The 21,517-nt window shown below is 61.6% G+C and carries 26 protein-coding genes and 1 tRNA gene; 18 read left to right on the top strand and 9 right to left on the bottom strand.

The window, feature by feature from the left end:
* The first annotated feature begins 64 nt into the window (after positions 1 to 64).
* From NKJ64_RS11090 to NKJ64_RS11110, 5 genes are all read left to right on the top strand, one after another.
* Positions 65 to 916, top strand: a complete 852-nt coding sequence (locus NKJ64_RS11090) for an alpha/beta fold hydrolase (protein ID WP_023695399.1) — start codon at positions 65 to 67, stop codon at positions 914 to 916.
* A 127-nt stretch (positions 917 to 1,043) separates the two neighbouring features.
* Positions 1,044 to 1,706 (top strand): outer membrane protein, encoded by a 663-nt coding sequence (locus tag NKJ64_RS11095; protein ID WP_023710596.1) that lies wholly within the window; start codon positions 1,044 to 1,046, stop codon positions 1,704 to 1,706.
* Positions 1,707 to 1,834: 128 nt separating this feature from the next.
* Positions 1,835 to 1,920, top strand: a tRNA-Leu gene (locus tag NKJ64_RS11100).
* Between the two features lie 1,242 nt (positions 1,921 to 3,162).
* Entirely contained in the window at positions 3,163 to 3,354 is a 192-nt protein-coding gene (locus tag NKJ64_RS11105) for a hypothetical protein (RefSeq protein WP_023667524.1), read from the top strand.
* A gap of 898 nt (positions 3,355 to 4,252) precedes the next feature.
* Positions 4,253 to 4,501 (top strand): hypothetical protein, encoded by a 249-nt coding sequence (locus NKJ64_RS11110; protein WP_023695401.1) that lies wholly within the window; start codon positions 4,253 to 4,255, stop codon positions 4,499 to 4,501.
* On the opposite strand, the gene NKJ64_RS11115 is transcribed toward NKJ64_RS11110, so the two are convergent.
* A complete protein-coding gene (locus NKJ64_RS11115; RefSeq protein WP_023667527.1) occupies positions 4,498 to 5,361 on the bottom strand; it encodes an ATP-dependent DNA ligase in 864 nt (287 codons plus the stop codon). The two genes, NKJ64_RS11110 and NKJ64_RS11115, sit on opposite strands and share 4 nt — an antisense overlap.
* 86 nt (positions 5,362 to 5,447) lie before the next feature.
* Between NKJ64_RS11115 and NKJ64_RS11120 the strand changes: the two genes are divergently transcribed.
* Positions 5,448 to 5,669, top strand: a complete 222-nt coding sequence (locus NKJ64_RS11120; RefSeq protein WP_023681532.1) for a hypothetical protein — start codon at positions 5,448 to 5,450, stop codon at positions 5,667 to 5,669.
* A 724-nt stretch (positions 5,670 to 6,393) separates the two neighbouring features.
* The gene (locus tag NKJ64_RS11125) at positions 6,394 to 6,582 is read left to right on the top strand and encodes a hypothetical protein (RefSeq protein ID WP_023688348.1); all 189 of its coding nucleotides are present in this window, start codon (positions 6,394 to 6,396) and stop codon (positions 6,580 to 6,582) included.
* A gap of 370 nt (positions 6,583 to 6,952) precedes the next feature.
* On the opposite strand, the gene NKJ64_RS11130 is transcribed toward NKJ64_RS11125, so the two are convergent.
* Together NKJ64_RS11130 and NKJ64_RS11135 are read right to left on the bottom strand one after the other, a co-directional pair.
* Complete coding sequence (locus tag NKJ64_RS11130) at positions 6,953 to 7,924, bottom strand: ATP-grasp fold amidoligase family protein (RefSeq protein ID WP_023753304.1); 972 nt, start codon at positions 7,922 to 7,924, stop codon at positions 6,953 to 6,955.
* An 88-nt stretch (positions 7,925 to 8,012) separates the two neighbouring features.
* Entirely contained in the window at positions 8,013 to 8,591 is a 579-nt protein-coding gene (locus NKJ64_RS11135; RefSeq protein WP_023753305.1) for an NUDIX domain-containing protein, read from the bottom strand.
* A gap of 143 nt (positions 8,592 to 8,734) precedes the next feature.
* On the opposite strand from NKJ64_RS11135, the gene NKJ64_RS11140 reads away from it, so the two are divergent.
* The 4 genes from NKJ64_RS11140 (at position 8,735) to NKJ64_RS11155 (ending at position 10,933) form a co-directional block, all read left to right on the top strand.
* Positions 8,735 to 9,832 carry an NADH:flavin oxidoreductase/NADH oxidase gene (locus NKJ64_RS11140; RefSeq protein WP_023701165.1) on the top strand — a complete coding sequence of 366 codons (1,098 nt, stop codon included), beginning with the start codon at positions 8,735 to 8,737 and terminating at the stop codon, positions 9,830 to 9,832.
* Between the two features lie 124 nt (positions 9,833 to 9,956).
* Entirely contained in the window at positions 9,957 to 10,262 is a 306-nt protein-coding gene (locus tag NKJ64_RS11145; protein WP_023825631.1) for an SH3 domain-containing protein, read from the top strand.
* A gap of 93 nt (positions 10,263 to 10,355) precedes the next feature.
* A complete protein-coding gene (locus NKJ64_RS11150; RefSeq protein ID WP_032891817.1) occupies positions 10,356 to 10,634 on the top strand; it encodes a DUF982 domain-containing protein in 279 nt (92 codons plus the stop codon).
* A 59-nt stretch (positions 10,635 to 10,693) separates the two neighbouring features.
* Positions 10,694 to 10,933, top strand: coding sequence for a DUF2188 domain-containing protein (locus tag NKJ64_RS11155; protein WP_023667535.1), 240 nt, complete (start codon positions 10,694 to 10,696; stop codon positions 10,931 to 10,933).
* A 117-nt stretch (positions 10,934 to 11,050) separates the two neighbouring features.
* On the opposite strand, the gene NKJ64_RS11160 is transcribed toward NKJ64_RS11155, so the two are convergent.
* Positions 11,051 to 11,323, bottom strand: coding sequence for a hypothetical protein (locus tag NKJ64_RS11160; RefSeq protein ID WP_023825632.1), 273 nt, complete (start codon positions 11,321 to 11,323; stop codon positions 11,051 to 11,053).
* Between the two features lie 4 nt (positions 11,324 to 11,327).
* Positions 11,328 to 12,389, bottom strand: coding sequence for an alpha/beta fold hydrolase (locus NKJ64_RS11165; protein ID WP_023825633.1), 1,062 nt, complete (start codon positions 12,387 to 12,389; stop codon positions 11,328 to 11,330).
* Positions 12,390 to 12,564: 175 nt separating this feature from the next.
* Here NKJ64_RS11165 and NKJ64_RS11170 point away from each other — a divergent pair, with 175 nt between their 5' ends.
* The 7 genes from NKJ64_RS11170 to NKJ64_RS11200 all read left to right on the top strand — a co-directional run bounded on the left by NKJ64_RS11170 (position 12,565) and on the right by NKJ64_RS11200 (position 16,930).
* A complete protein-coding gene (locus NKJ64_RS11170) occupies positions 12,565 to 13,305 on the top strand; it encodes a competence/damage-inducible protein A (RefSeq protein WP_023825634.1) in 741 nt (246 codons plus the stop codon).
* A gap of 98 nt (positions 13,306 to 13,403) precedes the next feature.
* Complete coding sequence (locus NKJ64_RS11175; protein ID WP_023828651.1) at positions 13,404 to 14,237, top strand: universal stress protein; 834 nt, start codon at positions 13,404 to 13,406, stop codon at positions 14,235 to 14,237.
* Between the two features lie 86 nt (positions 14,238 to 14,323).
* Positions 14,324 to 14,824: a xanthine phosphoribosyltransferase gene (gene gpt, locus NKJ64_RS11180; protein ID WP_023667540.1), complete on the top strand. Its 501-nt coding sequence runs from the start codon at positions 14,324 to 14,326 to the stop codon at positions 14,822 to 14,824.
* 207 nt (positions 14,825 to 15,031) lie between these two features.
* On the top strand, positions 15,032 to 15,529 hold the full coding sequence (locus tag NKJ64_RS11185) for an NUDIX hydrolase (RefSeq protein ID WP_023667541.1): 498 nt from the start codon (positions 15,032 to 15,034) through the stop codon (positions 15,527 to 15,529).
* 185 nt (positions 15,530 to 15,714) lie between these two features.
* Complete coding sequence (locus NKJ64_RS11190; protein WP_023681541.1) at positions 15,715 to 16,035, top strand: ArsR/SmtB family transcription factor; 321 nt, start codon at positions 15,715 to 15,717, stop codon at positions 16,033 to 16,035.
* Positions 16,032 to 16,496 carry an SRPBCC family protein gene (locus NKJ64_RS11195; RefSeq protein ID WP_023688339.1) on the top strand — a complete coding sequence of 155 codons (465 nt, stop codon included), beginning with the start codon at positions 16,032 to 16,034 and terminating at the stop codon, positions 16,494 to 16,496. The genes NKJ64_RS11190 and NKJ64_RS11195 overlap by 4 nt, the downstream gene beginning before the upstream one ends.
* Positions 16,497 to 16,516: 20 nt before the next feature.
* The gene (locus NKJ64_RS11200; RefSeq protein ID WP_023725741.1) at positions 16,517 to 16,930 is read left to right on the top strand and encodes a GFA family protein; all 414 of its coding nucleotides are present in this window, start codon (positions 16,517 to 16,519) and stop codon (positions 16,928 to 16,930) included.
* 43 nt (positions 16,931 to 16,973) lie between these two features.
* On the opposite strand, the gene NKJ64_RS11205 is transcribed toward NKJ64_RS11200, so the two are convergent.
* From NKJ64_RS11205 to NKJ64_RS11220, 4 genes are all read right to left on the bottom strand, one after another.
* The gene (locus NKJ64_RS11205) at positions 16,974 to 18,779 is read right to left on the bottom strand and encodes an ABC transporter ATP-binding protein (protein ID WP_352462554.1); all 1,806 of its coding nucleotides are present in this window, start codon (positions 18,777 to 18,779) and stop codon (positions 16,974 to 16,976) included.
* Positions 18,780 to 19,161: 382 nt separating this feature from the next.
* On the bottom strand, positions 19,162 to 19,572 hold the full coding sequence (locus tag NKJ64_RS11210; RefSeq protein ID WP_352462555.1) for a GNAT family N-acetyltransferase: 411 nt from the start codon (positions 19,570 to 19,572) through the stop codon (positions 19,162 to 19,164).
* A 70-nt stretch (positions 19,573 to 19,642) separates the two neighbouring features.
* Entirely contained in the window at positions 19,643 to 20,593 is a 951-nt protein-coding gene (locus NKJ64_RS11215; protein ID WP_050588495.1) for a diacylglycerol kinase catalytic domain-containing protein, read from the bottom strand.
* A 13-nt stretch (positions 20,594 to 20,606) separates the two neighbouring features.
* Entirely contained in the window at positions 20,607 to 21,491 is an 885-nt protein-coding gene (locus tag NKJ64_RS11220) for an SPFH domain-containing protein (RefSeq protein ID WP_023701171.1), read from the bottom strand.
* Between the last annotated feature and the right edge of the window lie 26 nt (positions 21,492 to 21,517).

Genomic DNA, 21,517 nt, shown 5'->3' on the forward strand with positions numbered 1-21,517 from the left:
GCCGACGACCCGCCGCGAGGCGGGTTTTTGTTGTGATGAGCCCGAAACCTCCTGAGGTGAAGTCATGATCCGGTTCCTGAAAGCACTCGCCTTCGTCACCCTGTTCCTGATCTCGGCCGGCTTTGTATCCGCCGAGGAACGTTGGCAGACCTTGCCGGAGCCGGCGGCGATGCCCAAACCGGATCAGAGCGGGTATGCGCCGGTCAACGGCATCCAGATGTACTATGCCGTTTTCGGCGCCGGTGATCCGATTCTCCTGATCCATGGCGGCCTTGGCCATGGCGACATCTGGGCAAGCCAGGTGGCGACGATGTCCAAGACGCACAAGGTGATCATTGCCGACAGCCGCGGCCATGGCCGTTCTACCCGCACCGAGCAAGCTTACGGCTATGACCTCATGGCGTCGGACTATCTTGCGCTGCTCGACTATCTCAAGATCGACAAGACCGCTCTTGTCGGCTGGAGCGACGGGGGCATTATCGGCATCGACATTGCGCTGCATCATCCGGAGCGGCTGACACGGCTCTTTGCGCAGGCCGCCAACGTCACCACCGATGGCGTCGATCCGGGTGTGCTGACCAACAAGACCTTTGCCGCCTATATCGACCGCTCGGGCCGCGACTACAAGAAACTGTCGAAGACTCCCGACCAGTACGATGCCTTCGTGGCGCAGATCAGCCACATGTGGGAGTCGGAGCCGGCCTGGACCAAGGAACAGCTCGGCAAGATAACCACGCCGACCGCGATCGTTGCCGGCGACCATGACGAGGCGATCAAGCGCGAACACACCGAATACATGGCCTCCGTCATTCCGGGCGCCAAGCTCATCATCCTGCCCAACGCCAGTCATTTCGCCATGCTGCAGGCGCCGGACGAATATAGTCAGGCGGCGCTGGACTTCATCGACGCCAAATAGCGCCCCCAGCTGAGCACCCAGCGCAGCAACGGGTACATTCCGATTGTTGAACAATGGGTTCCGTTTTGCGGCGAATAGGATTACCTTCCGGCAAGGCGCCTTCTGAACCGCCTTTTCGGAGAACTCGATGCGCTGTCTGACGATTGCCAGTGCCGGATTTCTGATCGCTCTGGCCGCGCCGGCATTCGCCGCCGACCCGATGGCGGTGCCGATGACCGAACCAGGCTTCGACTGGACCGGCTACTATGCCGGCCTGCAGGCCGGCTACGGCTGGGGCCAGTCCGACATATCAGTGACGGAAGGCGCGCCGTTTTCCATCTCGCCCGATATTGACGGCGGTTTCGTCGGGGGCCATGTCGCCGGCCTGTGGCAGTTCGACCAGGCAGTGCTCGGCGCCGAGGCGGAGCTCAATTATTCCGCCGTCGACGGTACGGCCGTATCAGGCCTTGGAAGCACATTCCGCACGGACATCAAGTGGTTCGGATCTGTCGACGCCAAAGCGGGCTTCGCCATGGACCGCGTGCTGGTCTACGGCGTCGGCGGCGTCGCCTTTGCCGGCATCGAAACTTCGCAAGTCGCGGGCGCGTCGTTCGCCGGCACACGCACGAATGTCGGCTGGACGTTGGGCGCCGGCGTCGACTATGCGCTGACCGACAAATTCATCGTCGGCGCGCAATATCGCTATTATGATTTCGGCTCCGAGCACTATGACGTGGCGGAACCCTTCAACGATCGCGATCAGGATGTGATGCTGAACGCGGTTAGTATTAATCTCAGCTACAAATTCTGAGCCTTCTCGGCGACTGAGATTTTCGCCACAACCAATTGTTTTGAAATCGCGAACCACCTTTCATGAGTCCGACACTCGGCAAAAGATGGCTTGACGGGTTTTCGCTGGCGTCTGAAAAGGGCTGGCCTGCGGACGTGGCGGAATTGGTAGACGCAAGGGACTTAAAATCCCTCGATCTCTGATCGTACGGGTTCGATTCCCGTCGTCCGCACCAATTGAAATGCTTAGGATTCGTTCTGTAAGAACTCACTGGCTACCATAGAAAAGGCTGACGCGGGTAGCCGTAGAGCCGGGATACAAAGCCGGGAACTGCCATGCTGGAGTTTTGGTGTTCGGTATTGGTTGCCGTAAGAACAGTGACGGGGCTGACGGCGCAACTGCGCTTGAGCCAAATCCCGAACCTGTAGCCCTTTCGGTCGTAAGCTCGGCAGTTGGGGATCTAATGCAGCCGAAAAACGACGGTATCCGTGTCGCCGGACTTGCATCGAATGCCGACCAAAACGCCGGTTTCATAGTCATTGACGTGCCACGGTCGGAACGTCGACCACACCGCAGCGATCAAAAGCTATATTACAAGCGTGCTGGTAGCTCTTCATACGCTATGGAGCATGTCGGCATAGAGGATGTGGCTGCAGAACGTCTCAAAGACCTTTGCGAGCCGGCCACCTATTGGCCAGGGCAATCCTCTTCGAGTGTAAGCCGCAACTCACAGACCTTATCATGCCGATGCCACTGGGGCTTGGCTTTGATAAAAGCGCATTGGCAGAGGAGAGGGACAAAACTGAAGAGGTTTAACACTCTTGCTGGAATACCTGCTGCAACACTCCTGTCGGTAGCGACCGACCGCGCGGGCCAGGTCAAGCACTCCCTTGGGAGCCGGCTGGGGCCGCAGCGGCCTCAACCCGGTGGGCATGCTCCGTCGCGATTTTAAGAAGAGTTGCAGCCGTTTCCTGTGGCGTCCAACCTTGCGCTTCTGACGCAGTCACCAAGGCCGCAAACGCGGCTTCTAATGCGACTTCACAGTTCACCTCACGGTCTGGGCTATCCTCTGGCAATATCGGGGGTTCGACGGATAGGGACATCGTGACTTCTTTCAAAGGGGAAAAACCCGCCCCAGCCTTTTGCCACTCAAACATTTCAGCAAAGGATCATTCCAGCTATCAGCAGCGTGATTAGAACTGACAACGGCACGGCCAGAAGACCGACCAACTCAACATTTCTTGTGTTTTGTCGCTTGTCCATCTTCGTCGCCCGCATGTCGTTGGCTTTGGCATCTTGCCGTCAACGCGCAGCTGTTGGAACCAACCACAAGTGCCGCTGATCGGAGATTCAGTCGGTGCTGCATATTAGCAACACATTGTGGAACGATCGGGCGGCATCAGCCAATTGCTTTTGAATGCCCTTGCACTTGCTTCGTACGATTCCGTACAGTTTCCCCCATTGGGGGAGGCGGCCGATGGACCATGACGAGGAAGGCTACAGCATTGACGCCTTCGATTTCGATGTGGTGTGCGAGACCTTCAGGAGATCCGTTCGGGAGCTGAACCTGGCTGAAGAGCATTGGGTAGACCACGCGAAGGCGCTCCTACGGGAATTCACCGACAGCGCACCTGACGACGACATGATTAGCCGGATCGTCGGGCGCTAGTGGCCTATACAGCCCTAGTTGGTTAGAATCGTACCCCGGTCCTGCCACGGAAACCTTTTCCAAGGTTTGCCACGTCATAGAGGCATCACAGAAGCTCTCGGAACAGATTGCCCAGCGCGGAGGCCTATTAACTAAAAAAGCTCGCCACCTTGAGGCAACGGGCATCGCCAATGCCCTCAGAGAGCCCTGCCTGGACGTGTGGCGTCCTGTCCGGCCCTCGCCATTGATTTCGTCGGCAAGCTTGTCTTTGGCCTCGTGATAGGTCTTGAAGTTGGCATCGGGATGGCAATCGCCGGCTGCCAAGGATGCCGGGCCGCTGGCCGACCTATCAGTTAGGCGTCCGTAGCCAGAGCGTTATAAAGCAGCAAACACGCCAGGATAGAAACGGCGCTGCCTAGCAGCTGGTCTGCCGTCAGGCCGGAAAAATAGACAAGATGAAACGTCACCATCGCTCTACCAATCACGGTTCGGAACACTGCCGAATTAACCGTTAGCCGACGCTAATGTTCCGCTCTGGACTCACTACCGCTTTGGAAGAATCCTGCCGCAGCGATCAGCGCCCCGCCGACCTTGATCTCAACGTCGGTGCCACAAGGCTTTCCTTCGTTCGCATGGTTCGCAGAGATTAGCACGATCGCATACTCTCATCTCATCCGGCGTCGTCTCCCTCACAAAGCAGCGCCGGTAAGGCTCGGCGACCTTCTTGTTTGTCCCGTGTGCCAAAGGAGGTCGCCGGGCCTGCCGTTGCTCATCTTTGCTGGTGGTTGCTCCTGATGCTGCGCTTGGCGCCGTCGCCCTACTGCTACCTGCGGGGTAAGGCCGGCGAGCCCTCTTGTCAGGCAGTCCGGCATGTAGGATTATAGTCCTCGTTGCGGCGACCCCTCAATGGAGAGCGCCAATGGCCAGAACCAAACCTTCGGAACAACTTTCCCGGGCTGAAATCGAGCGCTTCCTGGCGGCAGCCGAAGCGCTGCACAAGAGCATCGTCGGGCCGCTCCTGGCGTACCACGGCGAGCACTACCAAGCTCTACGTAAGGTCCATGGACCCCTGTTGAAGTCGATCGAGACCATCACCGGCCAGAGGGCGAAGTTCATCCAGTGGAACGGGACAGGACCGGCACAGCCCCGGGACAAGCCTCCGGGCTAAGTCTCCTCCCGGAAATCCAGCAGCTTGGCATGGCGAAGCTTCTCCTCGCCCTTTAGGAACCGCACGCGGCCGACCAGGCCCGGCTTTAGCCATTCGGCCTTGTCACTCTTGAGCCCTTTCGGCGCCGGCCCGCCAATCTTGCCTTGCACGCGGTCCCATAGGCGCTGGCGCTTGTCCGCCTTGAAGGTGACGAAGGCGCCGCCGGCATAGTGGCCTTTGTCGGCCATCAGCACCATGGCAGGCTTGCCGGCCTCGCGCTGCACGCCGATGATGTCCATCTCCTTTTCGGCATAGCACTTGATCTTGCGCCAGTTCGTCGTCGGACCCGACCGATACTTGCTGCCCTTCCGCTTTGAAACGATACCTTCAAGCCCAGCCTGGTCGACCAGATGAAAGACGGCGTCGCCAGTGCCCGGCATCGCTTCGCTGAACTGGATTCGGCCGCCGTCCGGGATCAACGCCCGGAGGATCTCGCGACGGTCTTCCACCGGCGTGTTCCGCAAGTCATGCCCGTTCAGGTGCAAGAGGTCGAATGCTAGCAGATACAGATCGCGCGACGGCTTGCGGCTGGTCGCGGCTGATTGATGCGCATGGAAGTCGGATAGGCCAGCCTCATTGATCGTAATGGTCTCGCCGTCGATGATGAAGTCTTTCGCCTCGATCGCTTCCGCCTCACCGGCAAGTTGGATGTAGCGGCCCGTCCAATCATAACCGTTCTTGGTGATCAGCCGAATCCCGTCATCATCCTTGATGACCTGGGTGCGGTAGCCATCGAATTTGATCTCATGAATCCAATCATCGCCCATCGGCGGCGTGTCGACCAGTTCGGGTTCCATAGGCTTGATGAATTTCAGACGCATGCACTGACTCGCAGAACCACGACTTCAATTAGCTATCGCTAAATTAGTTCCGGAACATTTTAGACGAATTGGATGTTTGAAGAGCTATGAAGATCGAAGCCGACCAATGCCGGGCAGCGCTGACGCTCATCCGGCGCACAATGGAAGAGCACTGTCCTCCTGGCGTGCTGCCGAGCGAAGAGATGGTCAATGGGCTCTATGGTCCGGAACTGATCCATGAGGCGGAAGCCATTGCCGCCGGCATCGTCGCAACCATTGACCAGCTGCAACTGCCCGTGATGAAACCGCCGTCCCCTAGTATCAAATAGAGACCGACACAGGGAAGGTCGCTTGGCCGCCCGATCGTGGGCTCGCAACGACCGGCGAGGCGATGCCGGCCTCACCAAGGGTTACAGCCCCTCGACCAGCAGCGAAGGCGGCTCGCGGCAGTGCAACGCCCGAAGTGTTTCGAGACGACGATGGCCACCGAGCGTAGCCAGCGCGCGTTGTGCTGCACAAGGACTGAGGCAGCGGCACGGCCGCCCGGGCTACTCCAAAGGCGGCTCTTCGCTCTGTGGAGCCAAAACGGTGATATCCATCCTGGCGATTGTCGATGCGGCGCGCCCCTGGGCGCCAGAATCCGTGTCGCCACTTTCTGCCGCCATTGCCTTGGCGCGATGTCCTACGCTGTCTGCGCTTTTGCCTGGCGCAAATCCTTCGCCCGGTTCTGTCTTTGCGGGTTTCGGTCGAGTTTCAGCTGCCTGCCGATGTTGGTTTCCAATCGCCGAGACCATTGATACCTCCCCTTGATGAGGCCGCGACTGTACCTGTCAAGGCTGTAGCGAGGCTGATCACTTAAGTGGTCGGGTTGCGCCCGCTCGTCGTGGCCCTCCGATCACTGGGCTCTCGATGCCTTGGCGCTCGCGGACGTCTGGTCGGGTCGGAAGTTCAAACTCAGCCGCCCTTTGCGGCACCGGCTTCGCCCGACAACTAGGAACGATTTCGGCCGCCATGTGTTACGCAATCATGAATCTCGCGGATCCCGGATCAACAATGGCAACCGATCTTTTCACGATGCAACTCGCTGATGCTCAGCAGCGCATCAAACAGACCGAGTTCGCGCTGGTACTCAGCGAGAAAATGGTGGCTGAGAACCTCGCTTTATCCAGCAGGATACGATCGGCGAGGCGGCGTGTCCTGAAAGCCGGAAGGCCTCTGGCGACAGTCGACTCAACAAGCTGAAAGAGTTCTTCAAATGATCTCGACCCAGTCCGGACGTGGGAGAGCTTGCCGGTAACCTTAGCGGTAATCGGCCGAGTCGCAGCAGGAAGCGCGCTGAAAACTTGCTCGATGAAGACTGCGGCGTCGCTAAGAATCTCGCCTTGCCGAATCCGATCTGCGCAAAGGCGCGTGGTCGAGACCAGGCAGCGGCTCACGAAGATTGATCCCAGCAGGGCAAATTGACCGCTACGGCTCAGTTGAGGCAGCACTTCGAAATCACGGCTATTGACCTGCTGAGCTATCAGTTTGCCTCGATCTCTAATCGTATGGGTTCTCCGCACCACCCTTCGCTCTTCGAGCTTCGGGTGGCACGCCACCCAAGGCAGCCATCTCAAACGTCGAGATAGCCGGCGGCGACGAGCATCGCCTTGTATCGTTGGGCAAATCGGCTGGGCAAACGACTGAGGTAACCTGACGCGCCAATATCCCAATGCGCGCCCAGTTCGCGGTCGAAGGCAGCCGGGTCGAATTGCAGCAAGCCGCTGCGTGGGTAGACCGTGAATTCTCCGAAGATCGGCTCCCCCTCCTCCTCGTAGAAATCGACACGCACCATGTCGAACTCGCTGCCGAGCGCCTCGGCTGCCTCGATCATCCGCGCCAGGCTCTTGGGAGGGGGAATTTCCAGGCTCGAGTCGATCGCGCCCTGGACGATGTTCAGCGGGCGCCAATCGCGATCCAGGTGGGCGGTATTCTTGACCGTGGAACGGAAGGCGACGACGACAATGTAGGCGACGTGGCCAGCCAGCACACAGAATTTGTAGTCGACCGGGTCATAATCCTGGTCCTTGCCGACAAGCGCTTCGACGAAAACCCGCCGCTCTATGTGCGCATAGCTGCGCTCCAGCTTGCGGGCGCCATAGGTTTGGCCAAGGTATTCCGTCATCTCGGCAATGATCGCCTCCCGGTCGGCGTTGGCCGGATCGCGAACGATGACATTCATGGCGCAACCGTGGTTGCATTTGACGGCGTATGGGATTTTCAGGTCATCGAAGGGGATCTGGCGCGGATCGTCGCCCTGCCACAGCACCTCCGGGATGGCGAGCCCGGGAAGCCGCTCCCTGACGATTTCCTTGGACTTGAGCTTGTCGAGAAGGCCGATAAAGCGAGGATCGTCATCGAAAATCTTGCGCCAGTGGACCTTTTCCGTGAACGTCACCGGGGCTGCAAAATTCGGCAGATGCCGCATTCGCTCAAGGAAACGCTGGGTCAACCGGCGATAGCGGACAAGCAGCGCGGCGTTCAGCAACAGGAGAGATGCCCGCGCGCTGTTTCGCTTCAGCCATGCCTTTGCGCCACGCGCCATTCCGGTGTCCTTGCAACTTGCGCAACTTCATCCGCGAAGTGGACGGCCACCCTGCCCGCAGCAGTGAGGCACGTCGAGCTTCGCCGAGCTAGCCCTTCATCGGGTACAGTTTCAAATGCTGGATCAGGATGATCGTCTTGGCATCGATGATGCGGCCGTCTGAAATGCCGGCCAGCGCTTCATCAAGCCGCATTTCCAGAACCTCGATGTCCTCGCCCTCGTCGGCCGCGCCGCCGCCGGCCGAGATGCGGTCGGCGGGTGAATAGCGCGCCACGAAGAACCACAGCCGTTCGGTGACGCTGCCCGGGCTCATATAGGGGGAAAACAGCCGCTCGATGTTCTGTAGGCGATAGCCGAGCTCTTCCTCGGCCTCCTTGAGGATGGCGGTTTCGGGATCGTTTTTGTCGAGCAGGCCGGCGCAGGCCTCGATCAGCGGTTCGCGGTGGCCGGTGACGTAGGCGGGGTAGCGGAACTGCCGCACCAGAAGCACCGTCTGACGCTCGGGATCGAAAGGCAGGATCACCGCGCCGTCGCCACGATCGTAGGTCTGGCGAATCTGCGTCTCCCACTGCCCGTCGCGCCGACGGTAATCGAGAATAGTCTTCTTCAGGACCGCCCAGTCGTCGGACAGGACTTCCTCCGAGCGGATGCGGATACGATCTTCCATGATGAGCTCCAAGCTGTCGGCGCCATGGCGTAACCGCGAACGGTTTTGCGCGCAACCGAAACGGCGACGCTTTCACCGCCTCGTGTCTGGTGCCGGCAACTGCCATCGCCTAAATAGCTGCAGTCCCTCTCCGGAGTTTTTTGATGACCGCAGCGCTTTTCCAGCCGATCGCTCTCGACGGCCTGACCTTTCCGAACCGTATCGCGGTGGCGCCGATGTGCCAGTATTCCGCCGAAGATGGCTCGGCCAGCGACTGGCATCTCTATCACTGGATGAACCTGGCGATGTCGGGCGCCGGCATGGTCACCGTCGAGATGACCGACGTCGAACGGCGCGGCCGCATCACCCATGGCTGCCTCGGCCTCTATTCCGACGACAACGAGGCGGCCGCCCGGCGCACGCTGGATGCAGCAAGGCGCGTCGCCGCGCCGGAAACGAAATTCGGCATTCAGCTTGCCCATGCCGGCCGCAAGGCCTCCAACCGAAAGCCCTGGGAAGGCGGCGGCCCATTGCAGCCGGGCGAGGATCCCTGGCAGACCGTCTCGGCCTCGGCCATCGCCTATGACACCGGCTGGAATGTGCCGCATGCGCTGGAGGAGGATGAAATCCTGCAGCTTATCGAGCGCTTCACTCAAGCCGCGAAGCGGGCCGAGCGCGCCGGCTTCGACTTCCTCGAGTTGCACGCCGCGCACGGCTATCTGATCTTCCAGTTCCTGTCGCCGCTTTCCAACCAGCGCACCGACCGCTGGGGCGGCTCGCTGGAAAACCGCATGCGCTTCCTCATCGAGATCGCCAAATCGGTGAGGAAGGCAGTTCCAAACCTGATGCTTGGCGCCCGCCTGTCGGTGAAGGACTGGGTCGATGGCGGCTTCGAGGTCGAAGAGGCGATCGAGGTGGCCAAAGCTTTGAAGGCGCTTGATGTTGCCTATATCTGCTGTTCGAGCGGCGGCAATTCGCCGTTGCAGAAGCTGCCGACCGGCGCCGGCTATCAGGTGCATCTGGCCGAAGCGGTGCGCAAGGGCGCCGGCATCCCGACACGGGCTGTCGGCCTGATCGACGATCCCTCGCAGGCAGAGGCGATCGTCGCCGACGGCCGCGCCGACATAGTCGCGCTGGCCCGCGCCTTCCTCGCCGATCCGCGCTGGGGCTGGCGCGCCGCCGCCACCTTCAGCGAGAAAATCCATCCCGCGCCACAGCTCGCCCGCTCGGTGACGACGATGCAGCATTGGACGAAGGGCTGAACAGGCAGCGCCGACGGATGCGCCAAACGCATCTGCTGGACAGATTGCCGCAGCTTCGCGTTAATCCGCCCGCTATAGTCCCTGGGGGCAGGCCGCCTTGGCGGCCGGATTGGGAGCAAAGTCCATGGCATCAAGGGCAATCTATCCGGCGGCAGCCGCTCTGGTGGTCGCACTGTCGTTCGCCGCGTCGTCTCCGGTCGGCGCGCAATATTGCGAAGGCACGGTGCACGGCCTGTCCAGGCACTACGATCTGGATACCGGCAGCGGGTTTCTCGCCGTGCGCGCACGGCCGAACTCGTCGTCGCGCATGATCGGGCAATTGTTCAACGGCGACCACACGGAGATTTTCGACCGCCGGGGCAACTGGTACCAGGTCGAAATCGGCGGACGGACCGGCTGGGCCAACGCCCACTGGCTGCGCAACGACTGAGGTTACTGAGACCAACGATTGCGGTTGGTGAGACGTTTGGGCGCAGGCTGACGGCCATTTTTGCAACCATATTGGCTGCTTTGCGTTGCGGCCATCATGGATAACAAACCTTTTGAAACCCCGGTCGTGGTCGAACTCGGCCATGTCGGCAAATATCGCCAGATCCGCAGCACCCAGGAAGCGGCGGAGTGCCTGATGACGGTGTGGCCTCTCAATCGCGGCCCGCGCCATCGTGATGCTCTCGACACTTGCCTCAAAGTGCTGGAAGGTTATCGTTCGACGGCCGATGCACGCAGGGCCTTGATCGAAGCGGCCAAGGAATCGGAAGTGCTGGTTCCCGAAGACCGGCTGCCAGACGCCAAACTGCATTGAAGCCCAGATAGCATTGAATAACGGGCCGCATTGAGCGGACGGACGAACCGGAGGATTTCATGGCGAAGCTGACTTACAAGATCGTCGAGCATGACGGGGGCTGGGCCTACAAGGTCGGTTCGACATTCTCGGAGACATTCCCGACCCACCAGGATGCGCTGCGCGCCGCCGAGATCGCCTCGGCCGAACAGCAGATCGCCGGCGCCACGGACGGCATCCAGTATGAGGATGCCGAAGGCAAGTGGCACGACGAACTGGCCGACGGCCGCGACCGGCCGCAGACCGAAGTTTCCGACTGATCCTTGCCCCTCAGCTTTCGCTGCCGGCCGTGGATGCTCGCCTAAGCAATTCCCTAGGGAATTGCGTCAAAACAAACAGGCGGGACATCCTGCCGGTCAGTCGAAGCCGCGGCTTGATCACTTGCCGCAATATTGATCGTTCACGTTGGGCCTCACATTTCCGTAGGTTCCTGACGGGTCGGAGGCGCACGGCCCGGTAGCGCCGCCATAGCCTTGGCTATCGTCGACATTGATGCTGCCAGTGGTGCTCTGGTCGACCGTCGATGACTGCTCGTTCCCGAACGGCCACCAGTTGTAATGGTTGGAATACGTGCCGTGCGATGACTGCGCCATCGCCGATGTGGCAAGACCGATCGTCAGCACGGATGCTGCAAAAACTTTCCTGTACATTGAATTACTCCGTATCTGCCGCCTTGGGTGCGACACGGGGTAAACCGGATATCAGCCGAATGGTTCGGTGAAATTGTTGTGAGGCTGTGGTGAGGTCTTGGCCGGCGAATGCCCGCTCGGCAATGCGCTTGATGAAGGCGATGACGCGGTCCGGCTCGACGAATTGCGGCATGTGGCCGAGGCCTTCGACCGTCTCGAAATCGAGCCCTTCGATCCTGTCCTTCATCGGCTCCCCATGTATGCGCATGGCGATGACGCGATCGGCTGTCCCGAAGAAAATGCCGGCCGGCATGGCGATCTCTTCATAGCGCTCTTCGATGCGGCCAAGATCCTGTTCGACCGCTACGAAATCGGTGGAGGTTGCATGGAAATGGCTTGGCCTCAGCCCGAGCCATCCGCCGCCATCGATCATGTAGTCGGCGGGAACGGCCTGCGGCGCGAAGATGAACTCCAGTGTCTGCCGCGCATATCTGAGGCTTGTCGGTATCGCGACGGTGTAGGCCATGATCCAGCGCCAAAGCCGCGAACGGATATAGAGCAGGCCCGCTTTCTCGCGGGCGCCGGCTTCCAGATGCGTCAGCGGCGCCAGCAAAGCGATGCCGGAAATCGCGCCGGGATGCTCCAAGGCCAGGGTCAGCGCGACGGCGCCCCCCAGCGAGTGCCCGACCACGAGCGGCCTTTCCAGCCCGAGTGTTTCGATGAAGCGCCTGATGATCTCGACCTGTTCAGGCAGACGGCCGGTGGCTCCTCGCGCGCGAACAGAATAGCCCGATCCCGGCCGGTCGAGTGCAATGAGGCGGTAGCCAGGGCCAAAGCGCTCAAACAGCGTGTGGCGAAACTGGTGGAGCTGCGCGCCAAGTCCGTGCACGAACAGGATCGGCCGTCCCTCGCCCGTTTCGACATAATGGATGCGGCTGCCGTCGATCTCGACGAAGTTTCCGCTGGCCGGCACCAGCCTTTCGGCCTTGGCGGCAATCCAGAGCGTAGCGGCCACCAGACAGGCCACGATGACGAGAGCCAGCACGGACAGGCCGGCGACAAGCCAAAGCAGAATCGATACCAGCATGTTTTCACCCGGGAAGCGGACCGGCGCGCACCATCACCCACTGACGAACGCTCGGCAAGGCAGATGGCGGCTTGTGTCGGCATTGCCGCCAGTTCGATGGCGCGCTATCTCAGGCGACCTTCTTTCTGCCTCAGGCGACCTTGTCTGCCAACGGGCCTGTTTGCCGGAGCCTTCCATGCCTGAAATCGTCACTGCCGCCATGCTTGTCATCGGCGACGAGATTCTGTCCGGCCGCACCAAGGATAAAAATATCGGCCACCTCGCCGACATCATGACGGCCATCGGCATCGACCTGAAGGAAGTGCGCATCGTTCCCGACGAGGAGGACGAGATTGTCGCTGCGGTGAATGCCGTACGCGCCCGCTACACCTATGTCTTTACCACCGGTGGCATCGGCCCGACGCATGACGACATCACCGCCGATTCCGTTTCCATGGCTTTTGGGGTGCCGTGCGAATACGACGCCAAGGCCTATGCCATGCTGGGCGAGAGCTATGCCGCGCGCGGCATCGAATACACCGAGGCCCGCAAGCGCATGGCGCGCATGCCGCGCGGCGCCGACCATATCGACAATCCGGTCTCCGTCGCGCCCGGCTTTCGCATCGGCAACGTCCATGTCATGGCCGGCGTGCCGGCGATTTTCCAGGCCATGCTCGACAATGTCGTGCCGACGCTGAAGGCCGGCACCAAGATGCTGTCGGCCACCGTCCATTGCCCGTTCGGCGAAGGCCTGATCGGCGGTCCCCTGGGCGACATCCAGAAGGCGCATCCCGACACCATCATCGGCTCCTATCCGAAATATGGCGACGGCAAATTCTGGACGGAGCTGGTGGTCCGCGCCCGCAGCCAGGAGGCGCTGGATTCGGCACGCAAGGACGTCGAGGCGATGGTGGCCGGCTTCACCGCCGCCAATTGACCCTGGGTTCGCGGACCATCGCCGGGCCGGAACCAAGCACCGCACTCCCACGTTTTCCCTCGGGCGCAGCACGCGCTGGCAGATTTGAGGGATTTCGCATGCGCTTCAAGACCATCGTCGCCATATTGCAGAACGAACAGGACGCCGAACGCGTGCTCGACTGCGCCATCCCGCTTGCCGACCGGTTCGAGAGCCATCTCATCGGCATCCATGCCGAAGCGCTGCCCGTTCCCTACACCTCGGCAACCGGCTTCCCCGACACTGAGTTCCTGCAGGTCTCCGCCGACATGAACCGCGAGCGCGCCGAGAAATTGCAGGCGCTTTTCGTTGGGCGGATCGAGAATTCCGGCCTTTCCTTCGAATGGCGCAGCCTCGAGAGCTTTTCCGGCGACAGCGCGCTGACGGGTATTTCCAGCGTGCGCGCCGCCGATCTGATTATTGCCGCGCAGCGCGAGATCGGGGGCGACACGAGCGCCGATGTCGACACGCTGGTTTACGATGCCGGCCGGCCAGTGCTGGTGGTGCCGCATGAGGGGCCGTTGGTCACCACATTCAAACATGTGCTGCTGGCCTGGAACGGCAGCAAGGAGGCGGCGCGTGCCGCCTTCGACGCGCTGCCCTTCATCATCGAGGCCGAAAAGACCGACATTCTGGTCATCGATCCGCCGGATACGCTGGATGACAACCCGGAAGCCGCCGGCGCCGAGATCGCCGCGGCACTCTCCAGGCATGGCGCAACGGTCAGCGTGTCGGTGCAGAAATCGGGTAATGCTTCGGTCGATGACGTCATCCAGACCCGGATCGCCGAGACCGGAGCCGACCTTCTGGTGCTCGGCGCCTACAGCCATTCCTGGCTGCGTCAGCTTTTGTTCGGCGGCGTCACGCGCACCGTGTTGCGCAGCGTGCCGGTTGCGGCCTTTTTGTCGCGGTAACTCCACAGCTGGCCCCGCCCTTGCCAATGCCCTGACTTTCCAGTTAATTCCGCGCGCATTCCACAATGTTGCGCGCGGAGTGCAGAATGTCCCTTCCCGAAAAAGCCTTTCCGGTCTCCTGGGACCAGTTCCACCGCGATGCCCGGGCGCTCGCCTGGCGGCTTGCCGGCGCCAACAAGGGTCAGTGGAAGGCCATCGTCTGCATCACCCGTGGGGGCCTGGTTCCCGCTGCCATCATCTCACGCGAACTCGGCATACGCGTCATCGAGACGGTCTGCGTCGCCTCCTATCACGACTACACCAGCCAGGGGCAATTGCAGGTGCTGAAGGAGATCACGCCGGCGCTGCTCGCCGATGATGGCGCGGGCGTGCTGATCATCGACGACCTCACAGACACCGGCAAGACGGCAGGCATCGTGCGCGCCATGATGCCCAAGGCGCATTTCGCCACCGTCTACGCCAAGCCGAAAGGCCGGCCGCTGGTCGACACCTTCATCACCGAAGTCAGCCAGGACACCTGGATCTACTTTCCCTGGGACATGGGTTTCACCTACCAGAAGCCGATCGCCGACGATCACGCCGGCTGATTCGCGCCAGCCCCATTTCTGCCCAGACGGCCAAACCCGCCCCGTCTGCTATGAAAACAGACACTGGAAGGCACATTATTCTGTCGAATCGACGCCTGTTGGCGGATTGGACGGTTGGTGTGATGTTTTTTACTTTTAAGACTTACACTTGTCGGTAAGATTACATACGGCGGCTAACGATACTGAGGGCTGGGGTAGCTTTCACTGATGCTGACGACACCGGCGACACACGACCATCTGGCTGAAAGGGTCCGCAAGCTCTTCGGCACTTCGCCTTGTCGCCTGCAGGTTGCCGCTTTGCCATGGCGCAATAACGAAGACGGCGTCGAGATCATGCTGATCACCAGCCGAGACACCGGGCGTTGGGTGCTGCCGAAGGGCTGGCCCGAGGCCAGGGAGCCGCTCTGCGAGGCAGCGGCGCGCGAGGCGGGCGAGGAAGCCGGATTGCGTGGCAAGATTTCGCTTTTCGAGGCCGGTCGTTACTTCTACGCCAAGGCCCTCGCGTCCGGCGAGGAAGTCCCTTGCGAAGTGCTGGTGTTTCCGCTGCAGGTTGAGCACGTTGCCGACCGCTGGAAGGAAAAGCGCGCGCGCACCCGCAAATGGGTCAATGGGGCCGAGGCCGTACGCATGGTCAACGAGCCGGACCTCTGCCAGATCATCGCCCATTTCTGCGCCGATCCCGACAAGTTCGTCGTTAGAGCCTAGCTCACAGCCACCGCTGCATAGTCCTGCGCGCCCGCACCGGTTCTTGCCCCGATTCCGGGCTCGGTGCTTCGCTCCGCGCGCCAGCAATCCGACACTATAAATCCCTCCCCTTCAGGCCAAGCTTAGCCACAGCTTGACATGCAGGCATTTACCTGCATATTGTGTCTTCAAGATGAGTGAGACCGATGGACGCCGACAAGGTTTTCAAAGCGCTGGGCGACCCGACCCGCAGAATGCTGCTCGATCTTCTGTGTGAGAAGAACGGCCAGACGCTCGGCGAGCTTTGCGAAAATCTCGACATGGCGAGGCAATCCGCCACGCAGCACATCGATCTGCTGGAAGCGGCCAATCTGATCAGCACGGTCAAGCGTGGCCGCGAGAAGCTGCATTTCATCAACCCCGTGCCGCTGCACGAAGTCTACGAGCGGTGGGTGCGAAAATTCGAACGGCAGCGGCTGAGCCTGCTGCACGACCTGAAACAAGAACTCGAAGGAGACGACCAATGACCCGGGAAACCACCAGTTTTGTCTACGTGACCTACATCAGATCGACGCCACAAAAGGTGTTCGAAGCCATCACCAGGCCCGATATCGCCAAGCGCTACTGGGGCCACGAAAACGTCTCCGACTGGAAGCCCGGCTCGAAATGGGAACACATCCGCGCCAATGACGAACGGACCGTCGAACTCGTTGGCAAGGTCGTCGAAATCTCGCCGCCAACCCGGCTGGTCATGAGCTGGGCCAACGCCTCGCAGGCCGACGATCCGACCAAGCACAGCCAGGTGACGTTCGCCATCGAGGAATACGACACCATGGTCAAGCTGACCGTCAGCCATGACGAGCTCGAAGCCGGCAGCGGCATGGCCAAGGGCATCAGCCAGGGTTGGCCGGCCGTGCTGTCCAGCATGAAATCCTTCCTCGAAACCGGCACGGGCATCGACCTGTTCGCCAAGCCGAAATCGGCCTGAAGCAACCGCGGAGAACGATGATGACCAAGCACTTTACCGGCGGCTGCGCCTGCGGCGCGATCCGCTATGAGGCCAGCGGCGAGCCGATCTTTCAGAACCACTGCCAATGCCTCGATTGCCAAAAGCGCAGCGGTACTGGCCATTGTTCCTATGTGACCTTCGGCCGGCGCGCTGACGTAAAGATCACCGGCGAGCCGAGCACGTGGCGGATGATCGCCGACAGCGGCAATGAAAAAGCCCAGGCCTTTTGCCCGACCTGCGGCACGCCGGTCTACGTAACGTTCGTCGCCATGCCGGAGGTGACGGCTATCCAGGCCACGAGCCTCGATGATCCCGGCCAGTTCGACCCGCAGGCGGTCACCTACACCGTGCGCGGCCACGCCTGGGACACGATCGACCCAGCGCTTCAGCCATTCGAGCGAATGCCTGGATGAACCAGGCAGAGCCCTATCCCTCGGATAGGGCTCTGCGTTCAGCTCAGATCACCAGGCCCTTGGTCAGTTCCAGCGCCTGCCGCTCGAACAGGCGGCGGTAGATGCCGCCCTTCAGCCGGATCAGCTCGTCATGCGAGCCTTCCTCGACGATCTTGCCACGGTCGAACACGAGCAGCCTGTCCAGCGCCCGCACCGTCGACAGACGGTGCGCGATGACCAGCGTCGTGCGGCCAACCATCAGCCGCTCCATCGCCTGCTGGATCAGTACTTCCGATTCCGAATCGAGGCTCGATGTCGCCTCGTCCAGGATCAGGATGCGCGCATCCGCCAGGAAGGCGCGTGCGATCGCCACCCGCTGGCGCTCGCCGCCCGACAGTTTCACGCCGCGTTCACCGACCAGCGTGCCGTAGCCCTTCGGCAGGCTGGTGATGAAGTCGTGCGCGCTGGCGAGCTTGGCGGCATGCTCGATCTCGGCCTGCGTGGCGTCCGGACGGGCATAGGCGATGTTTTCCGCCAGCGAGCGGTGGAACAGGATGGGCTCCTGCTGGACGATGGCAATCTGCGCGCGCAGCGACGCCTGTGCAACCTGGGAGATGTCTTGGCCATCGACCAGGATCCTGCCGCCGCTGACATTATAGAGACGCTGGATCAGCTTCACGAAGGTCGTCTTGCCCGAGCCGGAATGGCCGACCAGTCCGACCCGCTCGCCCGCCGCTATCTCCACCGAAAAATCGCGGTAGAGCGGCAGGCGATGGCTGCCATAGTGGAAGGTGACGTTATCGAAGGCGATGTGGCCATGCGTGATCCGGATCGGCTTGGCGCCGGGCCGGTCCTCGATGCCGAGCGGTTGCGACTGGAAATCGACCAGTTCCTCCATGTCGTTGACCGAACGCTGCAAATTGCGGATATGCGTGCCGATGTCCCTGAGGTAGCCCTGCAGCACGAAGAACGAGGTCAGCACGAAGGCGACATCGCCCGCACTTGCCTGGCCCCAGGCCCACAGCATCAGCGACAGGCCGATTACTGCCGTCCGCAGCACCAGCAACATGGCGCCTTGCGTCGTGCCGTTGATGGTGCCGCGCACCCAGGTGCGGCTGGTCCGCGCGCGCCATTTGGCGACGACCTTGGCAAGCCGCGCTTCCTCGCGCGTCTCGGCGCCGAAACCCTTGACCACGGCATTGCAGCTCACGGCATCGGCAAGCGAGCCGCCAAGCCGCGTATCCCAGCTGTTGGCGAGCCGTGCCGCGGGCGCGACATAGCCGAGCGACAGCAGCGCCGTCACGGTGATGAACAGCAGCGAGCCGACTGCCACGACCAGCCCCATCAGCGGCCAGAACCAGCCGAGCAGCAACGTCGAGCCGACCAGCATGGCGACCGACGGCAGCAACGCAATCAGGATGGTGTCGTTGAGCAGGTCGAGAGCCCACATTCCGCGCGTAACCTTGCGCACCGTCGATCCGGCAAAGCTGTTGGCGTGCCAGTCGGTTGAGAAGCGCTGCACGCGATGGAACGCGTCGGCGGCGATGTCGGCCATCATCTTCAGCGTCAGCTCGACAATGCCCATGAAGGCGAGGTTGCGCAGCACCACGCCGGTCAGCGCCAAAGCGATGAGCGCGAAGAACGCCGCCATTGCCGCGTTCCACGCGACATCGTCAGCCAACGCACTGCTGGCGACGGCGTCGACCAGCCGGCCGGAATAGAGCGGCGTCAAGACGTCGGCCAGGGTCGACAGCAGGAAGCTGCCCATGATCAGCGAAAGCCGCCACGGCTGGCGCCTCCAGTGGCTGAGCGTGAAGCCAAGAACGCTGCGAAAGGCGCTTGCACGCAGATCGATTCGGAAACGAGCCATGTTGTCATCCGGGCGCAAATCTGCCCGGTCCCGGTAAGGTCTGAAATTGAAAACCGCGCTGGGCAATTCGCCCGGGGCTGCGGAGGTTCGGCATAGGTGGCGGCGCGCCCGATTCGTCGGGTGGCGACCGGCATCGGCAGAAGCCTGTACTCGACCCGGCATCGGCGCGAAGGACAAACCTTCGCCGGACGCCAGGTGAGACCTAGCGGCCTCGCATTACCATGTGAAATACTGCCATTCGGACCTCCCGCAAGACACTTGCGGAGCGGTCCTTATAGAGACGCCATGAAGGATCGCCAAGGCCGGGCACGTGGCAAAGCGTAACTGGCCCAACCAGTGAGGTTATTTTGCAACAACAGCCGGTCGACCCCCTCGCTATGCCTCATTCCGGGTTGCGATCGCGGCGCATGTAGCGGCCGTCGATCGATGCCTTGAAGCCCAGCTTCTCATAAAGGCAATGCGCGTCACTGGTCGACAGGCTCCAGTGCGAGACCGTGCTGAGTTCAGGGTGGTCGATGAGCGCCCGCACCAGTTGCGTGCCAATGCCCTGCCCGCGATGCTGCGGCCAGATGATGATGTCGGCGAGATAGGCAAACACCGTACGGTCGGTGATGGCCCGGCCAAAACCGACTTGGTTCCCGTCGATATAGGCCGCGGTGCAGAACGAGTTGGCAAAGGCGCGGCGATGAAAGTCATCGCTGCGGCCGGCGCCCCAATAACTCGCCATCAATAGATCGGAGGTCGCCCGGAAATCGATCCGTGACATGTCGAAGCTGATTTCACAGTCGGGCATGGTGCATCGCAAAGAATGGCGGGCGGCCGAATTCAGTCCGGCCGGTGATTTGGCTGCCCACGTGGCGCGTTTATGGCACCACGAGATAGGCCTTCTGGTCGGCGATCGCGATGGTCACGTCGGTGCCGGAATTGAACTCGACGAAATCGAGCTCCATGCCGTCGCTGAAGATAACGCCGCCCCTGCTCTGCCGCGAAGAAACCACCAGCGGCCGGTCGCGGGTGATGACGCCATGCACAAGCGACACGCCGGTCGTGTTGCTCGGAAACGGTTCGCGCACCGAAAAGAACAGCTGTTCGCCTTCGCGATCGTAGCCTTGCGGCGGCACGGTCGGCACGGAGTTGTCACCATAGGCCGCGGCCAGTCCCGCGGCGCCCGCCATCACCGAGCGCAGCCAGCCGGTGGAGCCGGCGCCCGTGGAGATGATAATGCCGCTCGACGACTGGCGCTCGGTCCTGCCGCCATAGGTCAACTCGTAGCGCGCCGAGACATGCGTCGAGGCGCCGACGTACAGATCGTTGAAGGCGATCAGCCGGCGTCCGTCATTGGAGCGCGCTTCGGCCATCACCACCGCCTGGCGCTTCGCCTTGCCGGCGATCGTCAGGCCGAGGACCTTTTCGGTATCGTCGGCATTCCACGGCAGCAGCACGCCGTCGAAAAGCGCCGGGTTCGGGTTGATGCCGATCAGCGGTTGGTACGGGAGGTACTTCGCGGTGTTGGACACCAGCCCGTCCTGACCGAGCGCGATCACCGCGTCGGACCCGAATTCGAACTGCGGTACCAGTTCGCGGTCGAGCCGCAACTGTTTGAGGCCTTGGGGAAGCGAACCCATCACCCGGTCGAGCGCCTGGTGATAGACGTCATGCGCCGCCTTGACCGGGTCGAAATTCATGCCGGCCTGCCGGAGATAAAAGCGCGCCTGTCCCTGCGTGTTGAAGCGCGTCGTCAGCTCCTCCAGCTCGGTCTTGCGGGTGACGACGATCACCCGGTCGATCGGCCTGCCGCTCTGGTCGCTTGCCACCCGTGCTTGCCTTTCAGGACCCGGCTTTCGGCGTGGAAAGCTGGCTGAGCGCGCTGGTGAGCATGTCAGGCGTGATCGACAGATTGCCGACCGAACCGCCCTTTTCCGCCCAGGCCTTGAAGGCCATCGCCGTCAGCACGTGGGCGGGCGCCGACGAATAGACGGTCAGTTCCAGCTGCTGCGCCTTGGCTTGCGCCTCGGCAAGCGTCAGCTTGTTGCGCGCTTCGGTGTCGACCAGCAGCTTGTTGCGTTCGGCAAGCTCGATTTCGGTCGCCAGTTCGCTCTGCTTGATCTCGCGCTCCTTCTCCACGCCCCAGGCACGGCGCCCATAGATCGCGGCATCGGCCTGGCGCTGCAGCGCCTCGCGATATTCGGTCTGGAGCGCCTTGCGGATCTCCGGCGTCGGCTGGACCGAGGTGATGTGGACCTCCTCGATCGACAGGCCTGCGGTCGCGGCAATCGGATCGTTGCGGAGCAGTTCGGCCAGATTGCCACCGAGCTTGGTCACCTCGGCCAGCGCCTGTTCCAGCGTCATGCTCGAAACCACCGCGCGGGCGCGGCTCTGTATCGCAAGCACCAGGCGCTCGGCGATCTTCTCCCGGCCGTCGCCGACGACGTCGGCACGGCTGAGCTTGGCGCTGAAATCAAAACCTTCGGCTGCCTTGAGTGGATCGATGATGCGGTAGCTGACCGACCCCTGGATTGCCAGATCCTGGAAATTCGCCGTCGTCTCGGTGAAGATGAAGGGGTTATCGAGCGACGTCACCGGCACCATCGCTATCGTGGTGCCGAACGTGCCGTACCAGAAGGAGATGCCGCGCCCCTGCTCCCTGATCTTGCCGTTCTTGAAGCGCAGGATGTGATACTCAGGCGTTCCCTTGAAATAGCTGATAAACATGCGCCCCCCAAGGTTCATCAATTTAA

The sequence above is a fragment of the Mesorhizobium sp. M0062 genome (assembly GCF_040323125.1).
Lineage (GTDB): Bacteria > Pseudomonadota > Alphaproteobacteria > Rhizobiales > Rhizobiaceae > Mesorhizobium.

What these genes read in the sequence shown, in the direction of transcription:
- NKJ64_RS11130 (WP_023753304.1), bottom strand. Translation starts at nt 7,924, where the DNA reads ATGGCGCGTGGCGCAAAGGCATGGCTGAAGCGAAACAGCGCGCGGGCA.
- NKJ64_RS11190 (WP_023681541.1), top strand. Translation starts at nt 15,715, where the DNA reads ATGGACGCCGACAAGGTTTTCAAAGCGCTGGGCGACCCGACCCGCAGA.
- NKJ64_RS11200 (WP_023725741.1), top strand. Translation starts at nt 16,517, where the DNA reads ATGACCAAGCACTTTACCGGCGGCTGCGCCTGCGGCGCGATCCGCTAT.
- NKJ64_RS11135 (WP_023753305.1), bottom strand. Translation starts at nt 8,591, where the DNA reads ATGGAAGATCGTATCCGCATCCGCTCGGAGGAAGTCCTGTCCGACGAC.
- NKJ64_RS11195 (WP_023688339.1), top strand. Translation starts at nt 16,032, where the DNA reads ATGACCCGGGAAACCACCAGTTTTGTCTACGTGACCTACATCAGATCG.
- NKJ64_RS11220 (WP_023701171.1), bottom strand. Translation starts at nt 21,491, where the DNA reads ATGTTTATCAGCTATTTCAAGGGAACGCCTGAGTATCACATCCTGCGC.
- NKJ64_RS11125 (WP_023688348.1), top strand. Translation starts at nt 6,394, where the DNA reads ATGGCAACCGATCTTTTCACGATGCAACTCGCTGATGCTCAGCAGCGC.
- NKJ64_RS11165 (WP_023825633.1), bottom strand. Translation starts at nt 12,389, where the DNA reads ATGCTGGTATCGATTCTGCTTTGGCTTGTCGCCGGCCTGTCCGTGCTG.
- NKJ64_RS11145 (WP_023825631.1), top strand. Translation starts at nt 9,957, where the DNA reads ATGGCATCAAGGGCAATCTATCCGGCGGCAGCCGCTCTGGTGGTCGCA.
- NKJ64_RS11160 (WP_023825632.1), bottom strand. Translation starts at nt 11,323, where the DNA reads ATGTACAGGAAAGTTTTTGCAGCATCCGTGCTGACGATCGGTCTTGCC.
- NKJ64_RS11205 (WP_352462554.1), bottom strand. Translation starts at nt 18,779, where the DNA reads ATGGCTCGTTTCCGAATCGATCTGCGTGCAAGCGCCTTTCGCAGCGTT.
- NKJ64_RS11090 (WP_023695399.1), top strand. Translation starts at nt 65, where the DNA reads ATGATCCGGTTCCTGAAAGCACTCGCCTTCGTCACCCTGTTCCTGATC.
- NKJ64_RS11105 (WP_023667524.1), top strand. Translation starts at nt 3,163, where the DNA reads ATGGACCATGACGAGGAAGGCTACAGCATTGACGCCTTCGATTTCGAT.
- NKJ64_RS11140 (WP_023701165.1), top strand. Translation starts at nt 8,735, where the DNA reads ATGACCGCAGCGCTTTTCCAGCCGATCGCTCTCGACGGCCTGACCTTT.
- NKJ64_RS11155 (WP_023667535.1), top strand. Translation starts at nt 10,694, where the DNA reads ATGGCGAAGCTGACTTACAAGATCGTCGAGCATGACGGGGGCTGGGCC.
- NKJ64_RS11170 (WP_023825634.1), top strand. Translation starts at nt 12,565, where the DNA reads ATGCCTGAAATCGTCACTGCCGCCATGCTTGTCATCGGCGACGAGATT.
- NKJ64_RS11115 (WP_023667527.1), bottom strand. Translation starts at nt 5,361, where the DNA reads ATGCGTCTGAAATTCATCAAGCCTATGGAACCCGAACTGGTCGACACG.
- NKJ64_RS11120 (WP_023681532.1), top strand. Translation starts at nt 5,448, where the DNA reads ATGAAGATCGAAGCCGACCAATGCCGGGCAGCGCTGACGCTCATCCGG.
- NKJ64_RS11095 (WP_023710596.1), top strand. Translation starts at nt 1,044, where the DNA reads ATGCGCTGTCTGACGATTGCCAGTGCCGGATTTCTGATCGCTCTGGCC.
- NKJ64_RS11175 (WP_023828651.1), top strand. Translation starts at nt 13,404, where the DNA reads ATGCGCTTCAAGACCATCGTCGCCATATTGCAGAACGAACAGGACGCC.
- NKJ64_RS11185 (WP_023667541.1), top strand. Translation starts at nt 15,032, where the DNA reads ATGCTGACGACACCGGCGACACACGACCATCTGGCTGAAAGGGTCCGC.
- gpt (WP_023667540.1), top strand. Translation starts at nt 14,324, where the DNA reads ATGTCCCTTCCCGAAAAAGCCTTTCCGGTCTCCTGGGACCAGTTCCAC.
- NKJ64_RS11110 (WP_023695401.1), top strand. Translation starts at nt 4,253, where the DNA reads ATGGCCAGAACCAAACCTTCGGAACAACTTTCCCGGGCTGAAATCGAG.
- NKJ64_RS11210 (WP_352462555.1), bottom strand. Translation starts at nt 19,572, where the DNA reads ATGCCCGACTGTGAAATCAGCTTCGACATGTCACGGATCGATTTCCGG.